This is a genomic window from Kordiimonas aquimaris, from assembly GCF_025574485.1.
In the GTDB taxonomy this organism is placed as follows: domain Bacteria; phylum Pseudomonadota; class Alphaproteobacteria; order Sphingomonadales; family Kordiimonadaceae; genus Kordiimonas; species Kordiimonas aquimaris.
In genome coordinates, this window is record NZ_JAOBPO010000004.1 from 65146 (window position 1) to 80635 (window position 15490).

At 44.3% G+C, this 15490-nt stretch carries 18 protein-coding genes; 11 read left to right on the forward strand and 7 right to left on the reverse strand.

Translation table 11 applies throughout. The features are described 5' to 3' along the window. Positions 1 to 4 precede the first annotated feature (4 nt). The 9 genes from ccoN to OEU88_RS13400 all read left to right on the forward strand — a co-directional run bounded on the left by ccoN (position 5) and on the right by OEU88_RS13400 (position 8274). Entirely contained in the window at positions 5 to 1441 is a 1437-nt protein-coding gene (ccoN, locus tag OEU88_RS13360; RefSeq protein ID WP_262695700.1) for a cytochrome-c oxidase, cbb3-type subunit I, read from the forward strand. After that, the gene (gene ccoO, locus OEU88_RS13365) at positions 1434 to 2171 is read left to right on the forward strand and encodes a cytochrome-c oxidase, cbb3-type subunit II (RefSeq protein WP_262695701.1); all 738 of its coding nucleotides are present in this window, start codon (positions 1434 to 1436) and stop codon (positions 2169 to 2171) included. Before ccoN ends, ccoO begins: the two co-directional genes overlap by 8 nt. Further along, a complete protein-coding gene (locus OEU88_RS13370; RefSeq protein WP_262695702.1) occupies positions 2171 to 2323 on the forward strand; it encodes a cbb3-type cytochrome c oxidase subunit 3 in 153 nt (50 codons plus the stop codon). The genes ccoO and OEU88_RS13370 overlap by 1 nt, the downstream gene beginning before the upstream one ends. Beyond that, positions 2320 to 3186, forward strand: coding sequence for a cytochrome-c oxidase, cbb3-type subunit III (gene ccoP / locus OEU88_RS13375; RefSeq protein ID WP_262695703.1), 867 nt, complete (start codon positions 2320 to 2322; stop codon positions 3184 to 3186). Before OEU88_RS13370 ends, ccoP begins: the two co-directional genes overlap by 4 nt. 15 nt (positions 3187 to 3201) lie before the next feature. After that, positions 3202 to 4617, forward strand: coding sequence for a cytochrome c oxidase accessory protein CcoG (gene ccoG / locus OEU88_RS13380; RefSeq protein WP_262695704.1), 1416 nt, complete (start codon positions 3202 to 3204; stop codon positions 4615 to 4617). A gap of 11 nt (positions 4618 to 4628) precedes the next feature. Further along, on the forward strand, positions 4629 to 5135 hold the full coding sequence (locus OEU88_RS13385) for a FixH family protein (protein WP_262695705.1): 507 nt from the start codon (positions 4629 to 4631) through the stop codon (positions 5133 to 5135). 83 nt (positions 5136 to 5218) lie between these two features. Beyond that, complete coding sequence (locus OEU88_RS13390) at positions 5219 to 7393, forward strand: heavy metal translocating P-type ATPase (RefSeq protein ID WP_262695706.1); 2175 nt, start codon at positions 5219 to 5221, stop codon at positions 7391 to 7393. After that, positions 7390 to 7536 (forward strand): cbb3-type cytochrome oxidase assembly protein CcoS, encoded by a 147-nt coding sequence (ccoS, locus tag OEU88_RS13395; protein WP_262695707.1) that lies wholly within the window; start codon positions 7390 to 7392, stop codon positions 7534 to 7536. The genes OEU88_RS13390 and ccoS overlap by 4 nt, the downstream gene beginning before the upstream one ends. Positions 7537 to 7644: 108 nt before the next feature. Then, a complete protein-coding gene (locus tag OEU88_RS13400; protein WP_262695708.1) occupies positions 7645 to 8274 on the forward strand; it encodes an OmpW/AlkL family protein in 630 nt (209 codons plus the stop codon). A 56-nt stretch (positions 8275 to 8330) separates the two neighbouring features. Here OEU88_RS13400 and hemN read toward each other — a convergent pair whose 3' ends face one another. Then, a complete protein-coding gene (hemN, locus tag OEU88_RS13405) occupies positions 8331 to 9689 on the reverse strand; it encodes an oxygen-independent coproporphyrinogen III oxidase (protein WP_262695709.1) in 1359 nt (452 codons plus the stop codon). 118 nt (positions 9690 to 9807) lie between these two features. Between hemN and OEU88_RS13410 the strand changes: the two genes are divergently transcribed. Beyond that, positions 9808 to 10197, forward strand: a complete 390-nt coding sequence (locus OEU88_RS13410) for a hypothetical protein (protein ID WP_262695710.1) — start codon at positions 9808 to 9810, stop codon at positions 10195 to 10197. Positions 10198 to 10206: 9 nt separating this feature from the next. On the opposite strand, the gene OEU88_RS13415 is transcribed toward OEU88_RS13410, so the two are convergent. The 6 genes from OEU88_RS13415 to OEU88_RS13440 form a co-directional block, all read right to left on the reverse strand. Continuing rightward, positions 10207 to 10962, reverse strand: coding sequence for a Crp/Fnr family transcriptional regulator (locus OEU88_RS13415; protein WP_262695711.1), 756 nt, complete (start codon positions 10960 to 10962; stop codon positions 10207 to 10209). A 179-nt stretch (positions 10963 to 11141) separates the two neighbouring features. Beyond that, positions 11142 to 11513, reverse strand: a complete 372-nt coding sequence (locus OEU88_RS13420; RefSeq protein ID WP_262695712.1) for a VOC family protein — start codon at positions 11511 to 11513, stop codon at positions 11142 to 11144. Between the two features lie 78 nt (positions 11514 to 11591). Beyond that, on the reverse strand, positions 11592 to 12116 hold the full coding sequence (locus tag OEU88_RS13425) for a DUF4199 domain-containing protein (protein ID WP_262695713.1): 525 nt from the start codon (positions 12114 to 12116) through the stop codon (positions 11592 to 11594). A 91-nt stretch (positions 12117 to 12207) separates the two neighbouring features. Then, a complete protein-coding gene (locus tag OEU88_RS13430) occupies positions 12208 to 12621 on the reverse strand; it encodes a LuxR C-terminal-related transcriptional regulator (protein ID WP_262695714.1) in 414 nt (137 codons plus the stop codon). 141 nt (positions 12622 to 12762) lie between these two features. Further along, on the reverse strand, positions 12763 to 13659 hold the full coding sequence (locus OEU88_RS13435) for a 2-dehydro-3-deoxygalactonokinase (RefSeq protein WP_262695715.1): 897 nt from the start codon (positions 13657 to 13659) through the stop codon (positions 12763 to 12765). Further along, positions 13659 to 14420: an SDR family NAD(P)-dependent oxidoreductase gene (locus OEU88_RS13440; protein WP_262695716.1), complete on the reverse strand. Its 762-nt coding sequence runs from the start codon at positions 14418 to 14420 to the stop codon at positions 13659 to 13661. The genes OEU88_RS13435 and OEU88_RS13440 overlap by 1 nt, the downstream gene beginning before the upstream one ends. A gap of 154 nt (positions 14421 to 14574) precedes the next feature. Between OEU88_RS13440 and OEU88_RS13445 the strand changes: the two genes are divergently transcribed. Next, on the forward strand, positions 14575 to 15480 hold the full coding sequence (locus tag OEU88_RS13445; protein ID WP_262695717.1) for an SMP-30/gluconolactonase/LRE family protein: 906 nt from the start codon (positions 14575 to 14577) through the stop codon (positions 15478 to 15480). The last annotated feature ends 10 nt before the right edge of the window (positions 15481 to 15490 follow it).

The following is a 15490-nucleotide window of genomic DNA, read 5'->3' on the forward strand; positions in this document are numbered from 1 at the left end:
GTGAATGAACACGCTCAATGAAAAACCAATTTATAATGATGAAATCGTAAAACTGTTTACGATTGCAACTGTCTTTTGGGGGATCGTCGGTTTTGCCGTAGGGTTGTTCATCGCGCTTCAAATGGCATTTCCTTCACTGAATATTGGTGAATACCTGACATTTGGGCGACTAAGGCCGTTGCATACTTCAGCGGTGATTTTCGCTTTTGGTGGCAATGCACTGTTTGCGACCAGTTATTTCTCTGTACAGCGTACATGCCGTGCGCGCTTGTGGGGCGATGGTTGGGCCAAATTTACTTTTTGGGGCTATCAATTTTTCATCGTGCTTGCGGCGATCGGATATGTAACAGGCATAACGCAAGCCAAAGAGTATGCAGAACCTGAATGGTATGCGGATCTTTGGTTAACCTTTGTCTGGGTTGCTTATCTCATTGTCTTTTTGATGACCCTAAAAGACCGCCGTGAACCTCATATCTATGTCGGCAACTGGTTCTTCCTTGCGTTTATCGTGACAGTTGCCGTGTTGCACCTAGCAAACAATGTCTCCATTCCTGTGTCATTCTTGGGCGCTAAAAGCTATCCTGCTTGGGGTGGTGTTCAGTCTGCTATGATACAGTGGTGGTATGGCCACAATGCAGTTGGGTTCTTCCTGACAGCCGGCTTCTTGGGCATAATGTATTATTTCGTACCGAAGCGCACAGGTAGACCGGTTTATAGTTACCGTTTATCTATTTTGCATTTCTGGTCCTTGATTTTCATTTACATATGGGCCGGTCCACACCACCTGCATTACACGGCCTTACCTGATTGGGCACAGACGCTAGGTGCAACATTCTCTATTATGTTGTGGATGCCTTCATGGGGCGGGATGATCAATGGCATGATGACCTTATCTGGTGCATGGCATAAACTGCGTGAAGATCCGGTCCTCAGGTTCATGATTATATCTTTGGCCTTTTATGGCATGAGCACGTTTGAAGGTCCATTGATGTCAATCAAAACGGTAAATGCTCTTAGCCATTATACTGACTGGACGATTGGACACGTGCATTCTGGTGCTTTGGGGTGGGTTGCCTTCATTAGCTTTGGTGCAATCTACCATCTGGTACCTGTGCTCTGGAAGCGTGACGGTTTGTATTCCATGAAGCTTGTGAACATGCATCTGTGGATCGCGACGCTTGGCATTGTTCTCTATATCACAGCCATGTGGGTTTCAGGGATTATGCAAGGCTTGATGTGGCGTTCATACGATTCAATGGGCTTCCTTGAGTATAGCTTTGTTGAAACTGTAATGGCGATGCACCCTTTCTATGTCATTCGCGCCCTTGGTGGCAGTTTGTTCCTGATTGGCGCACTTATCATGGCTTACAATCTTTATCGGACAGTGCGCGGTGATAAAGCACCTGAAGCCACTCAAGTTGGGGAGACAGCCCATGCTTAAACATCATGAAAAGCTCGAAAAAAACTCGATATTGCTGCTGGTTTGTACCGTAATTGTAATTTCTATTGGTGGTATCATTGAAATATTGCCTCTGTTTCGCATGGAAACAACCATTGAGCCAGTGAAAGGTATTCGGCCATACACACCTTTGGAGCTTGCCGGTTACAATGTTTATATCCGTGAAGGGTGTTACAACTGCCATAGTCAGCAAATCAGGCCACTGCGCGACGAAGTTGAGCGTTATGGACATTATTCTTTAGCTGCTGAAAGCATGTACGATCACCCATTTCAGTGGGGCTCAAAACGTACAGGGCCGGATCTGGCCCGTGTGGGCGGCAAATACTCTGACGAGTGGCACATTCAGCATATGATTGATCCGCGGGTTTTGGTTCCAGAAAGCATTATGCCTGCATACCCACATCTTATGACGCGCGTTGCTAATCTTGGGAATGCAGGTGATGATTTAAGCGCACTGAAAATGGTAGGCGTGCCCTATAGCGATGAGATGATCGGGAATGCATCACAAGATGGCTATGCCCAAGCGGAAGCTGAAAGCGATTTTCATGACGGCCTTTATGAGCGCTACGGCGACAAAGTAAATGCGCGTAATTTCGATGGCCAAAATGTCACGACAGAAATGGATGCGCTCATTGCGTATCTGCAAGTCTTGGGAACGATGGCAGAACTTAAGGATTATAAACCTGCTCCCGCTACTGGAGGAACAGAGTAATGATTGATTGGCTTACAAATAATGCTGGCATGTCGGGGCTGCTTTTTTTCTTCATCGTGTTTCTTTGTATCGCAGGATGGTCATATAGGCCTGGTGCAAAAGAGAATATGGAATCCCACAAATACATTCCTTTAGAAGGGGATGAACAATGAAAACTGAAAATAGACAAGTTGATGAAATTACTGGCACTGAAACAACTGGCCATGAATGGGATGGTATCACGGAGCTTGATACACCAATGCCCCGCTGGTGGCTGATTGTTTTCTACGTCACGATAATATGGTCTATCGGCTATTGGTTTTATTACCCAACCTGGCCAACTTTCTCCGGTGAAGGGGAGCGTGGCGGTACTGTTGGGTCGGCAGAGTGGACGCAGTATAAGCAGCTGGAAGACCAACAAGCTGAAATTATGGCTGTTCGCGCACAGTATCAACAGCAATTTGAAAGTGCGAGCTTCAGCGACGTACAGTCTGATGAGACACTATATGCCTATGCAATTGCTGGGGGTAAGTCGGCGTTCGGTGACAATTGTGCGACCTGTCACGGTACGGGTGGGGCTGGTGCCCCGGGGTATCCAAATCTGAATGATGATGATTGGTTATGGGGTGGCAGTGTTGATGATATTTATCAAACACTTCGGTATGGCATTCGTAGTAATCATCCGGAAACACGTTTTGCTGAGATGCCTGCTTTTGGTGAAATGTTATCTACTGATGAAGTGAGTTCAATTGCCGCATATCTTGTTGAGGAAGACGCAAGCAATGTATCTGTTGGCGCAACACTTTACGAAGAAAACTGTGCAGTGTGTCACGGCGATACAGGAATGGGTGGTCAAGACTTTGGCGCACCAAATCTGCGTGATGCCATTTGGTTTTACGGCGGCAGTAAAGCCGAGATCGAACTACAGATCAAAAAACCAAAACACGGTGTGATGCCTGCATGGGAAGATCGTCTCAGCGAAAGCACATTACGGCAGTTGACCATATATGTGCATTCTCTCGGTGGCGGGCAATAGAAAGCGCAAAATCTCATGGATGACGGCCAGCCTCCACTCAAATTATTTGAGAAAAAAGAACGCATTTTCCCCAAGCGTGTTTGGGGAAAATATCGTCAAATCAAATGGGTTGCGATGGTTGCTTTGCTTGGTATTTATTACCTGGCACCATTTCTTAGATGGGACCGCGGACTACATGCGCCTGATCAGGCGATACTGATAGATATGTCGTCCAGTCGGGCTTATTTCTTTTTCATAGAGATATGGCCTCAAGAAGTTTACTACCTTACCGGTATTCTCATCCTTGCAGCTATCGGGTTATTTTTAGCGACAAGTTTGTTTGGTCGTGTCTGGTGCGGGTATGCATGCCCGCAAACGGTATGGACAGACCTTTTCGTTTGGGTTGAACGCATTATACAGGGTGATCGCGCCAAACGCCTTAAGCTTTATAAATCCAAATGGTCGTTTGAAAAGCTTTGGAAACTAACGCTTACTCATTTTTTGTGGATAGTCATTGGCATGATGACGGGCGGTGCGTGGGTCTTTTATTTCAACGATGCACCAACGCTGCTGGAGCAGATCATCCATTTTGATGTGCCTTGGTCTGTGCTTGGGTGGATGGTCGCTTTAACAGGCTCAACATATGTGATGGCTGGCTTTGCGCGGGAGCAGGTTTGCACTTACATGTGCCCTTACGCACGCTTTCAGTCTGCCATGTTTGATAAAGACACGCTTATTATTGGATATGATACCGAGCGTGGTGAAGCGCGCGGTAAGCATAAAAAAGGTGAAAGTTGGGAAGGGCGAGGGCATTGTGTGGATTGCACTGCCTGCGTTCAAGTTTGCCCAATGGGTATTGATATCCGTGATGGCTTGCAAATGGAATGTATTGCCTGCGGTTTGTGCATCGATGCATGTAATGATGTGATGCATAAATTGGAGTTGCCGCCTGATCTCATTCGTTATGATACGACGCACATGCAGGCAACACGTAAGCAAGGTATTGAAACCAAGCTCTCGATATTTCGGCCACGTACATTCTATTATGCTGCTATCATCGCAATTGTTGGAGCAGGCATTTTATATGGATTGCTAACCAGAAGCGCGGCAGAGTTACATGTTTTGCATGACCGTAATCCATTGTTTGTTCAGTTGTCAGATGGTCGCATAAGAAATGGGTATGATATCAAGATACTGAATAAAACGTTGGAAGACCGTATATACAGCCTGACAATTGAGGGCATTGAAGGTGCCGAAATCAGAATGCAGGGTGCAGGTCAGCAAGATGCGACAGCGCTTCCTGTTTTTGCGGATAGTATTGGGCATTTTCGCGCGTTTGTTACTGCCTCAAAAGAACAACAGAAACGCAAAGAAGTTTATTTTAAACTGACGGATGAACAAGGTGAAATTGCTTTGACATATGAAAGTGTGTTCGTGAGCAGCAAGCCTTGAAGGATTGAATAATGGTGCAGCTTAATCAAGTGACACGCGATGAGAAAACGACGGGTATGCGCGATTCAGATAAGTGGATTCCGTGGTATTTTGTTGCTTTTTTTGTTGTGCTTGCCATCCTTGATGGGGTGTTTGTATATATCGCGAGCAGTACCCACACTGGTGTGGTAACCGAGAATGCCTATAATGAAGGATTGCGCTATAACCAAACAATAGCCGCAGCTGAAGCGCAAGACCGGCTCGGTTGGGGCGCCAATGTAAGTTATGAAAGCGATACGTTATCTGTTGCGCTTGTCGATGATAACGATACTGCTATTCAGGGCGCTGTAGTTGAAGCACTATTTGTTCGCCCAACGCAAGATGGTGGTGATTTTCGTATATCTGTCGCTGAACAATCGCCGGGAATTTATGAAAAACCAGTCTCTGTGCCAATGGGGCAATGGGATGTCAGGATTTATGTAACGTGGAAGCAAAAACAGTTTCAATCAGCGAAACGGATTGTTGTTCGGCCGAACTGACCTGTAAGCATTGCGGTGGAAACTGTGAAAGCGGTGACTATTGTTGCTCTGGTTGTGAGGCTGCCAGTAAAGCGATAGACGTTATGAGCATGACAACAAGCTTTTCATCTTTAGCTCAGCATCTTGAAAATGGTGAGTTCCAATTAGAGCTTGCTGTTGAAGGTATTCACTGTGCAGCATGCATACGCCTTATCGAAAATGCATTATCTGCTAATGATGAAGTGACATATGTTCGCGTGAATATGACAACAGAGCGCCTAAGCTTTCAGTGGCGCGGTGATGCAATTCAGGGTGATGTCCTCGCGGCGCAAGTAACCAAGCTGGGTTACAAATTGCACGCACCCAATGATGGGCGTGCAGATGAGCGTGTTGAAAATCATGAAAAGCTACTGCTTAAAGCCATTGCTGTCTCTGGGTTTGCCGCGGGTAATTTGATGCTTCTCTCGATTGGCCTTTGGTCTACATCATCGGAAACGATGGGCTTTGCAACACGGGAATTATTGCACTGGGTATCTGCGCTTATTGCATTGCCAACGATTGTTTACGCTGGCAGGCCATTCTTCCAATCAGCAATAGCTGTTTTGAAGCAAGGCAAAACTAATATGGACGTGCCCATTTCAATTGCGGTTATTTTAGCGTCATTGATGAGTATCTCGGAGGCCATGCGCCAAGGGGAGCATGTCTATTTCGATTCTGCCGTAATGCTTTTGTTTTTCTTGCTTATTGGCCGCTATCTCGACGCTCGCGCTAAAGGTAAAGCACGCGATTCAGCATCTCGGCTTTTGTCCAAACTAGCTGGTACCGCAGCAGTTTATATTGACGGTGTGTTAAAACGGATCCCTATAAAAGAGTTAACGGGAGGCATGACAGTGCTTGTTGCTGCTGGGGAAAGTATCCCTGCAGACGGCCACATTACCAAAGGCGAAACTGATATTGATCTGTCGCTTATTTCAGGTGAAACGTTACCTCAGCACGCAGCAATAGGAACACAAACATTAGCTGGTACACTGAATATTACTGCGCCGATAGAAGTACATGTTGAAAAAGCCAGCAATGAAAGCTTGCTGAGTAAAATTGTACGTATGATGGAGGTTGCAGAGCAAGGTGCGGCAAGATATGTCCGTCTTGCTGATAAGGCGGCCAGTTTATATACACCTGTTGTACACTTGTTTGGTGCGCTTACATTCATTGGCTGGCTTGCGCTGGGTGTTGAATGGCAGGTTGCACTTCTGAATGCAGTGACGGTTTTGATTATTACATGCCCTTGTGCTCTCGGGCTTGCTGTGCCTGTTGTGCAGGTTCTTGCAAGTGGCGAACTACTTAAAAATGGTATCTTACTAAGGTCAGGCGATGCGCTAGAAAGATTAGCCTGCGTTGATACAATTGTTTTTGATAAAACCGGCACGCTGACGGTTGGTAAGCCATTACTTGTTAGCGGTGAATATACCAGTGAACATAAACAGCTTGCTGCATCATTGGCATCTAATAGTCAGCATCCGTTATCGAAAGCAATTTATGCTTCCTGGGAAGGAACGGTCGAGAAACTGGATGTGCAAGAGTTGCCAGGTAAAGGATTACAGGCAAATGTGGACGGCAAGCTTGTCCGCCTTGGAAGTAAGGCCTGGTGCGGCGATAAGGAACATGAAAGTACTTCAGACAATATACTGGAATTATGGCTCTCTATAGATGATAAGCCGCAAGCCTGTTTTGAATTTTCTGATGCAATTCGTTCAGATGCGAAGAAAGTTCTAGCATCGCTTCATCAATTAGGAATTGAAACGCATTTACTATCTGGTGATAGAACAGAAATTGCTAATCAGGTTGCGTTGACGCTTAACATTCAGCATGTTTCGGCTGAAACATCTCCGATTGATAAATGTGCTTATATCGAAAAACTGAAAGAACATGGGCATAATGTGTTGATGGTTGGTGATGGGCTTAATGATGCGCCAGCACTTGCTGCTGCCCATGTTTCTATGTCGCCTTCATCAGCATTGGATATTACACAAAATACTGCCGATATTGTGTTTCAAGGAGAGCAACTTGAGCCGGTTTTCGGTACATTGCTTACGGCCAGACAATCGAATAAGTTAGTAAAACAAAACTTTGGCTTGGCAGTGGTTTATAATATTTTTGCGATTCCGTTGGCTGTGATGGGTTTTGTGACGCCTATGATTGCGGCTGTGGCTATGTCAGGTTCTTCGCTTGTTGTGATAGCTAATGCATTTCGGTTACGATTACAGAAAGCTCGTCCATGAGTGTTTTATTATATCTGATCCCGATTGCTTTAATGTTAGGTGTCCTTGGTTTGGGTGCCTTTCTCTGGGCTATGAAAAATGGCCAATATGATGATTTGGATGGTGCCGCTCACCGCATTTTGCTGGATGATGACGAAGACTAGCTAAAAATCATTAATATCTTGAAATAAAAGAAATAATTTGACAGTTGTCAAATCAACCTTATGCGATTTCCGGCATATTTCTCTCATGAATTATAGAGAGGAAAAAACATGTCTAAGAAATCTGTTCTAGCTTGTCTTTTATGTGCTGCAGCAATGCAGTTTACAGGTGTTGCGGTGTCAGCACAGGACGATAAAAGCCCTTGGCTCGTTCGTTTGCGCCTGATTGATGTTGCACCAGAAGAATCCAGCACAGTTTCGATTGGAGGACGCGCAACTGCCAGCAATAGTGTGGTGCCAGAACTTGATATCAGTTACTTTTGGACTGACCATTTTGCTACTGAGTTGATTTTAGCAACCAGCCCTCATGATATGGCAGCACTTGGTACTGCCATTGGTGATGTGGACCTTGGGGAAGTCTGGGTTTTGCCACCAACATTATTGGCGCAGTATCATTTTAACCCGGACGGTAAATGGCGACCATATATTGGGGCGGGTATCAACTATACGATCTTCCACAGTGAAGAATCTGGCGCAGTTAATGATATTTCGTATGACAATGGTTTTGGTTATGCGTTCCAGGCTGGAATGGATATTGGTTTGACTGATAAGTGGGCATTCAATCTGGATGTGAAGAAGCTGTTCCTGAATACTGATGTTAGTATTAATGGTGGCGGTGTAACTGCAGACGTTGATCTGGATCCATGGGTGTTTGGGGCAGGCTTTGCTTATCGCTTCTAGCCGTACTGAAAATTTAATATATTCCGAGGTGCAGGTGTTTTAGATCTGCACCTTTTTTATGCAACCTGTGAGTGCTGTTGAGAAGTTGGTCTAAGGTATGTGTCAAAGCATGATGCGGCCAATCTTGCGGCTTGCGCAGCGTTTGCGTTAACAGAAATATGTTGGTCATTTACCCTTGCAAGACCGTCCTCTTCTAAACCGCGAAGCCGGGATATTTCATTCGAAAAGCTATTAGCTGGCATGCTGTATAACTCTTCAATGGCCCTTAAGTTTACACCGCCAAAACACATAATTCTGGAGATTATATCGCGCCGAATTCTGTCGTCATCTGTTAGTAAAATGCCTTTTTTAACCGCGCTTGCTCCTGATTTAATGTCTTGTGAGTAGCTGCGTTGATCAGGTGTGTTTTGAGTATAACCTTGGCGAAAGGTACTTATCGCAGACGGACCAAACCCAATGAGGGTTTCTGCGTCGTCTGTTGTGTAGCCCTGAAAGTTCCGACTTAATTGATTTATTTTCCGAGCTTTTGTGAGCTTATCGGATGGTTTCGCAAAATGATCCAGCCCTATCGCTTTGTATCCATGAGATTGAAGAGCGCACCTTGCTGCGTCAAATTGCTGAAGGCGTTCATCGGCGTTTGGAAGGGTTGTTTCGTCAATCAGCCGCATATGTTTTTTCATCCAGGGCACGTGGGCATATCCAAATAAAGATACGCGGTCAGGGCTGATTGCGGCTGTCAGGTCCACTGTTTCCAGTATTGTTTCTTTGGTTTGATGAGGCAATCCATAAAGTAAGTCAAAGCTGATGGCAGTAATGCCGTAGCTTTTTAGTGTTTGTACAGTTTCATAAACACGATGAAACGGCTGCACTCGGTTTATCGCTTTCTGTACTGTTGTATTGAAATCCTGAACACCTAAGCTTGCACGATTAACACCTGCTTTGGCATAGGCGGCAATTTTGGCTTCTGTTGTTTCACGCGGGTCTAGTTCAATGGCAAATTCGGCTGTTTTTTCGACGTAAAAACATTGATGTAAATGATCAACCAGCTCTGCAAAGTCGCTTGGAGACAGGTAGCTTGGAGAGCCGCCACCAAAGTGTATGTGTGAAACACGACATCCTTCTTTCAGGCTTTTTGATACCAGACTTATTTCCTGTTTCAGGTCTATGAGAAATTCTTTGACTGGATTGTACTGGCGTGTTGCTTTGGTGTTGCATCCACAATACCAGCACAATTTTTTGCAAAACGGGATGTGGAAATATAGTGATACAGATTTACTGTTGTCGACTTGTTTGAGCCAGGAAAGTGCTTGATCATTCCCAACAGCACATGTGAAATTTGGTGTTGTTGGATAGCTGGTATAGCGCGGTGTTTGTTGATTGTGTTTTAATAGCGCGCAGTGAAGGTGCTCTTGCATAATATCTTCCCGTATTTCTCCTATTTTCTGATTAACCTCTCAATCATCAAGCGTATTTGACCTTGGTCAAATACGCCTGTTCCAGGATGTTTAATCTGTCTGAATTACGGAGAGTGTAATGGACGGTAACTACGACAGTTCATCAACAATGATGCTGCAAAATGGTTTGAGTGACTATATTGGCGTTTGTAATACTATTATGAGTGCCAACACAGAGCGGTTTCCGTTTGCTCATATATGGCAAGCTCTGGAAGAAGAACTGGCAGGACGATTAATTGAATACCGTGTTACTCAGGACCAAAATCTAGCTTGCTTGACCGCGATATTTATTGATCAGAAAATTAGAATTATCAATCGTCCACAATGCAACGCTGGTATGCGGATACCCAAAACATTCGATTGGTTGTATATTCAATCTGTTATAGATAAGCCTGCCCGTTACATCGCAAACCCAACGCTGATTGATTGGTGTCTGGACACAGATACTAACGTTATCCGTTTGCGTTGAGGTGGAGTCTCAGTGAAGGTCGTGGCAAGGAAATTCTTGAGAACAATTACTACACGAAAATGAGGCAAGTTCTGATACATCTGGTATGCCGACGGATGAACCTTTAACGGTAATTGATGTCTCTTTACGTAGTTTGTTGAGTGCCCGCGAAAATGTTTCACATTGCATGCCAAGACGAGCCGCGATTAACGATTTGTCATAAGGCAATTTAAATTCTGCAGAAGTAACATCGCTTGTTTTACACATGCGCAAAAGGAAACATCCAATGCGCTGGGATGTATTTTGTAAGCTCAATTTTTCTATGTCTTGGGTTTGTTGACGCCGCTGCCTTGAAACAGATGCGAGCATACCGAGAGCTACTGTATGATTTTTAGTAATGGCATTTTTTAGAATTGTGGCCGGTAACCTAAGTAGCGTAGTTTTTTCTACTACGGCGGCCCCAAGTGTATGTATGCCACCATCCAAGATAGCAGCTTCGCCAAAAATATGCCCGGATGTTAAGACATCCAGAACAGCTTCGCCACCGTCAACCGTTTCGCGGAACAGTTTAATCCAGCCAGAGACAACGAAGTAGAACCATTCTGATGGATCATCTTGCAAAAAAAGCATTTGCCCTTTTTCTGATTCCATTAACTGCGCTGCTGCTGAAAATTCCGCAAAAATTTCCTCAGGCATGTTGCTAAAGAGAGAATGTCGGGCTAATGCCGTAATGGCATCACTGCGTTTCGTATCACGGTGTTCACTGATATGTAGTAATTCAGCCATGGTATTCTCTTTTTCTGGCGGTATGTATTACAGGTCAATTAATGATAGCTACAATAGTAGAATGTTATTTTTAATTTTACCATGCGCCACCCTGTCGCATCCAAAAGAAGATGCACGTAAGCATTGAAGCTTAAAAAGTATATTTTGGCAACGGGTAGTCAGCTTAATACATAATAATATTATCTATGCTGATCGATCAAAATAGGATTGCCGTCTGGATCGGTTATCATGCAGTTGGCAGGGCCATTTGATTGGCCATCAATTTCATTTTCAACTGTAATGCCAGCCTGAAGCATGGCTTTTTGAATGTCACGGACATCTGTGAAAGGATTCACTTCGTTTGCATTATTATCCCACCCTGGATTGAAGGTGAGCATATTCTTGTCAAACATGCCTTGAAACAGGCCAATGACAACGCTTGGGCTTTTCATGATAAGCCAGCCTTGTTCTTCATCACCGTGAAATTTTTCAAACCCTAGTTTCTCATAAAAGTCCCTAGAGATTTCTATATTTTTTACAGTAAGGCTTAAGGAAAATGCGCCGAGAATCATGATGAAATCCTTTGTTTAACGGATGACTGTTTTAAGAAGAATGCTTCATTGGCACATGTGTTGTTATTCAATGAAGCTTTAGTCTGGTAGTACGCGGGGGTTGCGGAGAAGGGCAGCTGATATAAAAGCAATCAGCATGCCGACAGGGAATATTTCCAGAAATGTTATCGGTAATCGATAGTAAAACTTTGCATACATCACCTTCATTTCTTCCATGTCGGTAACATGTTGCTGCAACGCTGTTTCACTTACACCCGCTGCTTTGTATTGCGCTAAGGTGCTTTCTACATATTCATTAATGAAGGCGTGATCTGTAAACGCAAGATACACTTCCCATACGGCAACATACATGACACTGGCTAGCCCAGCGATTGCGAGCCCCATCCAAAGAGCAGTGGTAAACTGAATTACGCCGCCAAGTTCGTTGTCACGGTATCTTTTAATGCCAAAGAAAATCAATGATAGCGAAACGAGCATCGTAAGGTACCCGAAAGCTTCGGAAGAAAATATGCCTTCTTTGTTGGATGCGATCAGACCGATGAGCATCGTTGTTATAATGATTAAGCCTGCGATCGTGCCGTATACTAAAATTATCTTTCGCATGATTTGCACCCTTGTTGACCATGCAAATGTAACGAAACTTGATTGCTTTTCATATCACCCACATGGGTGATATTGGCGAATATATTGTGATTTAAGGAATAATTTTGAGAAATCGCGCCTGATTTATGGCTTCAACGCGACCATTAACTTCGAGTTTTTCAAACAAGTTGGCCGCGTGGGTTTTAACTGTATTAGGTGATACGGATAAATGCTTTGCAATTTCCTTGTTAGACTGTCCAACGGCCATTAACTCCAGCACTGCTTGTTCACGCCTGGTCAGGCCAATTGTTTTTACTGCGGCTTCATTGTGGGTAAAAGTTATGTCTTGTTGTTTGCCAGTCAGGCGTTTGCCTGCCCATACACCAAGTGCGGTAAAAATAATTGCTAGAAGAACGATATACATTTCGGTTGTTAAAACACGAGTGATATACTTGTATTCTATCCATTCCAGTATGAATACAGCCAAGCATAAAGTGCCTGCATAAAGTATAATTGTTCTTTTCATTTGTTGCTCTGTAAAATCTGACAGGCGTCGATTATTCTTATGCCAAAGTTAATGCACAATAGAAATTAGGCTTTTTTGATTGTATGTGCATTTCGCCTCTTAAATCATCAATCTTATCGCATGCAAAATGTATTTGTCTTGTTAAATGGTCAATTGGGCAATGCCATGCAAGAAAGCGTGTTCGCCGGTCACTTGCACTGTATGGATTTTCTCCATTTCTAGGGCTGATGCATATCGATGAATGAGGCTATCGTTACCGACTAATATAACTGTTTCGATATTTTCTAATGTATCAACCACTGCCTTGATTTCAGTTCCGATAAATATACCGGACAAATATGAAGCCATGCAGGTGCACTGAGGTTCATCCAATAATGTTCTTGCTCTGATTGAGAATAGCTTGTTGAGTAAACTGGCATCAGAACGGCTCGCTTTTATACCGGTAATAAAGCTCGAGTGATCGAAAGCTTCACCAGTTACCAAAGGCCCAATAGAACTGTTGGTGCGGGTTAGTGCAAATAATTCGCCAGTCATAAAGGTTGTGAGTGAGTGGATTTGATGGTTTTTAATTACACACCATTTGCTATGGGTGCCAGGCAAGCAAATTAAGGCATCTTTAATGTCTAAAACGCTTAATGCGCCAAAAGCCTGTATCTCTTCACCGCGCATGACGTCTGGTTCGTGAAATAGATTTTCACCGCGTACACCAGGCACTATATGTATAGTGGATGCATGATTTGGAACTGGTATCAAGGCATTTTTTAGGTCGATGATAGATGCTGGGCATGACAGATATTCAGTTTCGATCCAGCCATTACGGCTACCAATCATACCACTCATAATCACGGGTATTACACCATGTTGTTCTTGCCAAGGGCCACACATCTTGTTCAAGGTTTGATCGAAAGGCTTAGGGTTAGATTGGAGGATGCCGTCATTACTGCTTATGCGATCAATGACATTACCTGATCCATCAAGCAAAAAAGCGCGAAACGAGCTAGATCCCCAGTCTATTGCTATTAAAGAAGCTGCACCCATTAGACCCGACCGCCATCAACAATTAATGATTGGCCTGTAACCATAGCTGAGGCATTGGAAGCCAAAAACAGTGCAGCGTTTGAAACGTCGTCTTCGGTTATTGTTTTCTTCAGGCTTTGCTGGCTTAAGCATTCTTTTACCGTTTCGGGGGTTGCCCAAAGTTCCTTTTGGCGCTCAGTGAGTACCCATCCGGGTATGAGGGCATTAACTCTAATGTTGCTGGGACCAAGTTCTCGCGCGAGTGCTTTGGTCAGGCCAATGATACCTGCCTTGGCAGTCACATAGGATGCATATCCCGCCAAGCCTAATATTGCAGAATTTGACCCTAAATTAATGATGCTGCCACCGTTCTTTTGCATATCATTCAGGCAAGCTTGTGCCGTAAAAAAATGCGGGCGCAGGTTTGTGTCCATCGCGCTATCCCACGCGTCAGCCGTATAGTTCTCAACGCTATGTCGATCATCTCGTGCAGCGTTGTTAATCAGTATGTCAATCGGCCCAAATGCATCACGGGCTTGGTTAATAGCTGCTTGCAATGCATTGATGTTGCGAATGTCGCATTGAATATATAATGGCCGATGGCCTGTGTTGTTTTCAACTGTATCGCAAACCAACTCTGCAGGGTCAGTTGACAGAGAAACAAAAGCAACCTGTGCGCCTTGCTGTGCAAATGCAGACACAAAAGAGGCACCAATGCCAGAACCACCGCCGGTAATAAAAACTGTTTTTCCATTAAGGTCATTATAAATTGGATACGTCATATTACACATGCCTGTCTGGGGTGGTCGCACCGTTTGCGGGTATAATTTTGCTTTGTATTTAAATCATATATATCATAATTATAAATACAAATAAGGCTTATTCGGTGCTGGCTTTTCTGGCCTCTTGGCAGCATCTGCCATGGGAGAGGCACAGGTGGTCATTCAAACAAAATTAATAGAAGAACTACCGGTTTCGAATGAATTAGGCGAAGGAATTCAGTGGCGAGGTTCTGATCAGACTGTTTGGTGGACTGATATTCTAGGCTGCACACTTTATCGGTTAGAGTGGCCAACAAAAAAGCTGACATCATATGAAATGCCGGAACCTTTAGGTTCTTTTGCATTTACGGATAGTCATGAGGTTATTATTGCAGGTTTTGCTACTGGGTTTGCATTTTATGATCTTGAAAAACGAGCTTTGCAGTGGCTTCATCGGCTCAAGTTTTTGACCGGTGAGGGGCGCTTGAATGATGGCCGGGCTGATCGACAAGGTCGCTTTTGGTGTGGCTCGATGATGGCTAGACCTGATGTTGAAACGCATGCTTCTGGGCGACTTTTTAGCGTAGATAGTGAGCTAATACTAACATCACATTTGGAAGGTATTAATATTTCAAACGGCTTGTGTTGGAGCCCTGATGGCCAAATTATGTATTTCGCAGATTCTTTGCCAGGTAAGATTTATCAGTTTGATTTTAATACCGCAGATGGATCACTTGCTAACAAGCGGATATTTGCGGAAGCTCTCGAAGGTGGGTCACCAGACGGTGCAACAGTTGATGCGGCAGGCAATGTCTGGTCAGCGCATTGGGGCCTCGGGAAAGTGATTTGTTTCGATATAATGGGCGATATCGTTGCAGAAGTTTCCATACCCACTAGTCAGCCAAGTTGTGTAGCCTTTGGCGGTAAAAATCTGGATTTATTATTTGTAACGTCTGCGAAAGAAGGAATGTTAGAAAAGCAACTGGCTGATGAGCCTTCAGCAGGCAATGTGTTTGTATATGAAACTAGTGTAACCGGGCTCATTGAGCCACGGTATTGTACTAGCCAGCGTGTGAGATGAGGATAACGGG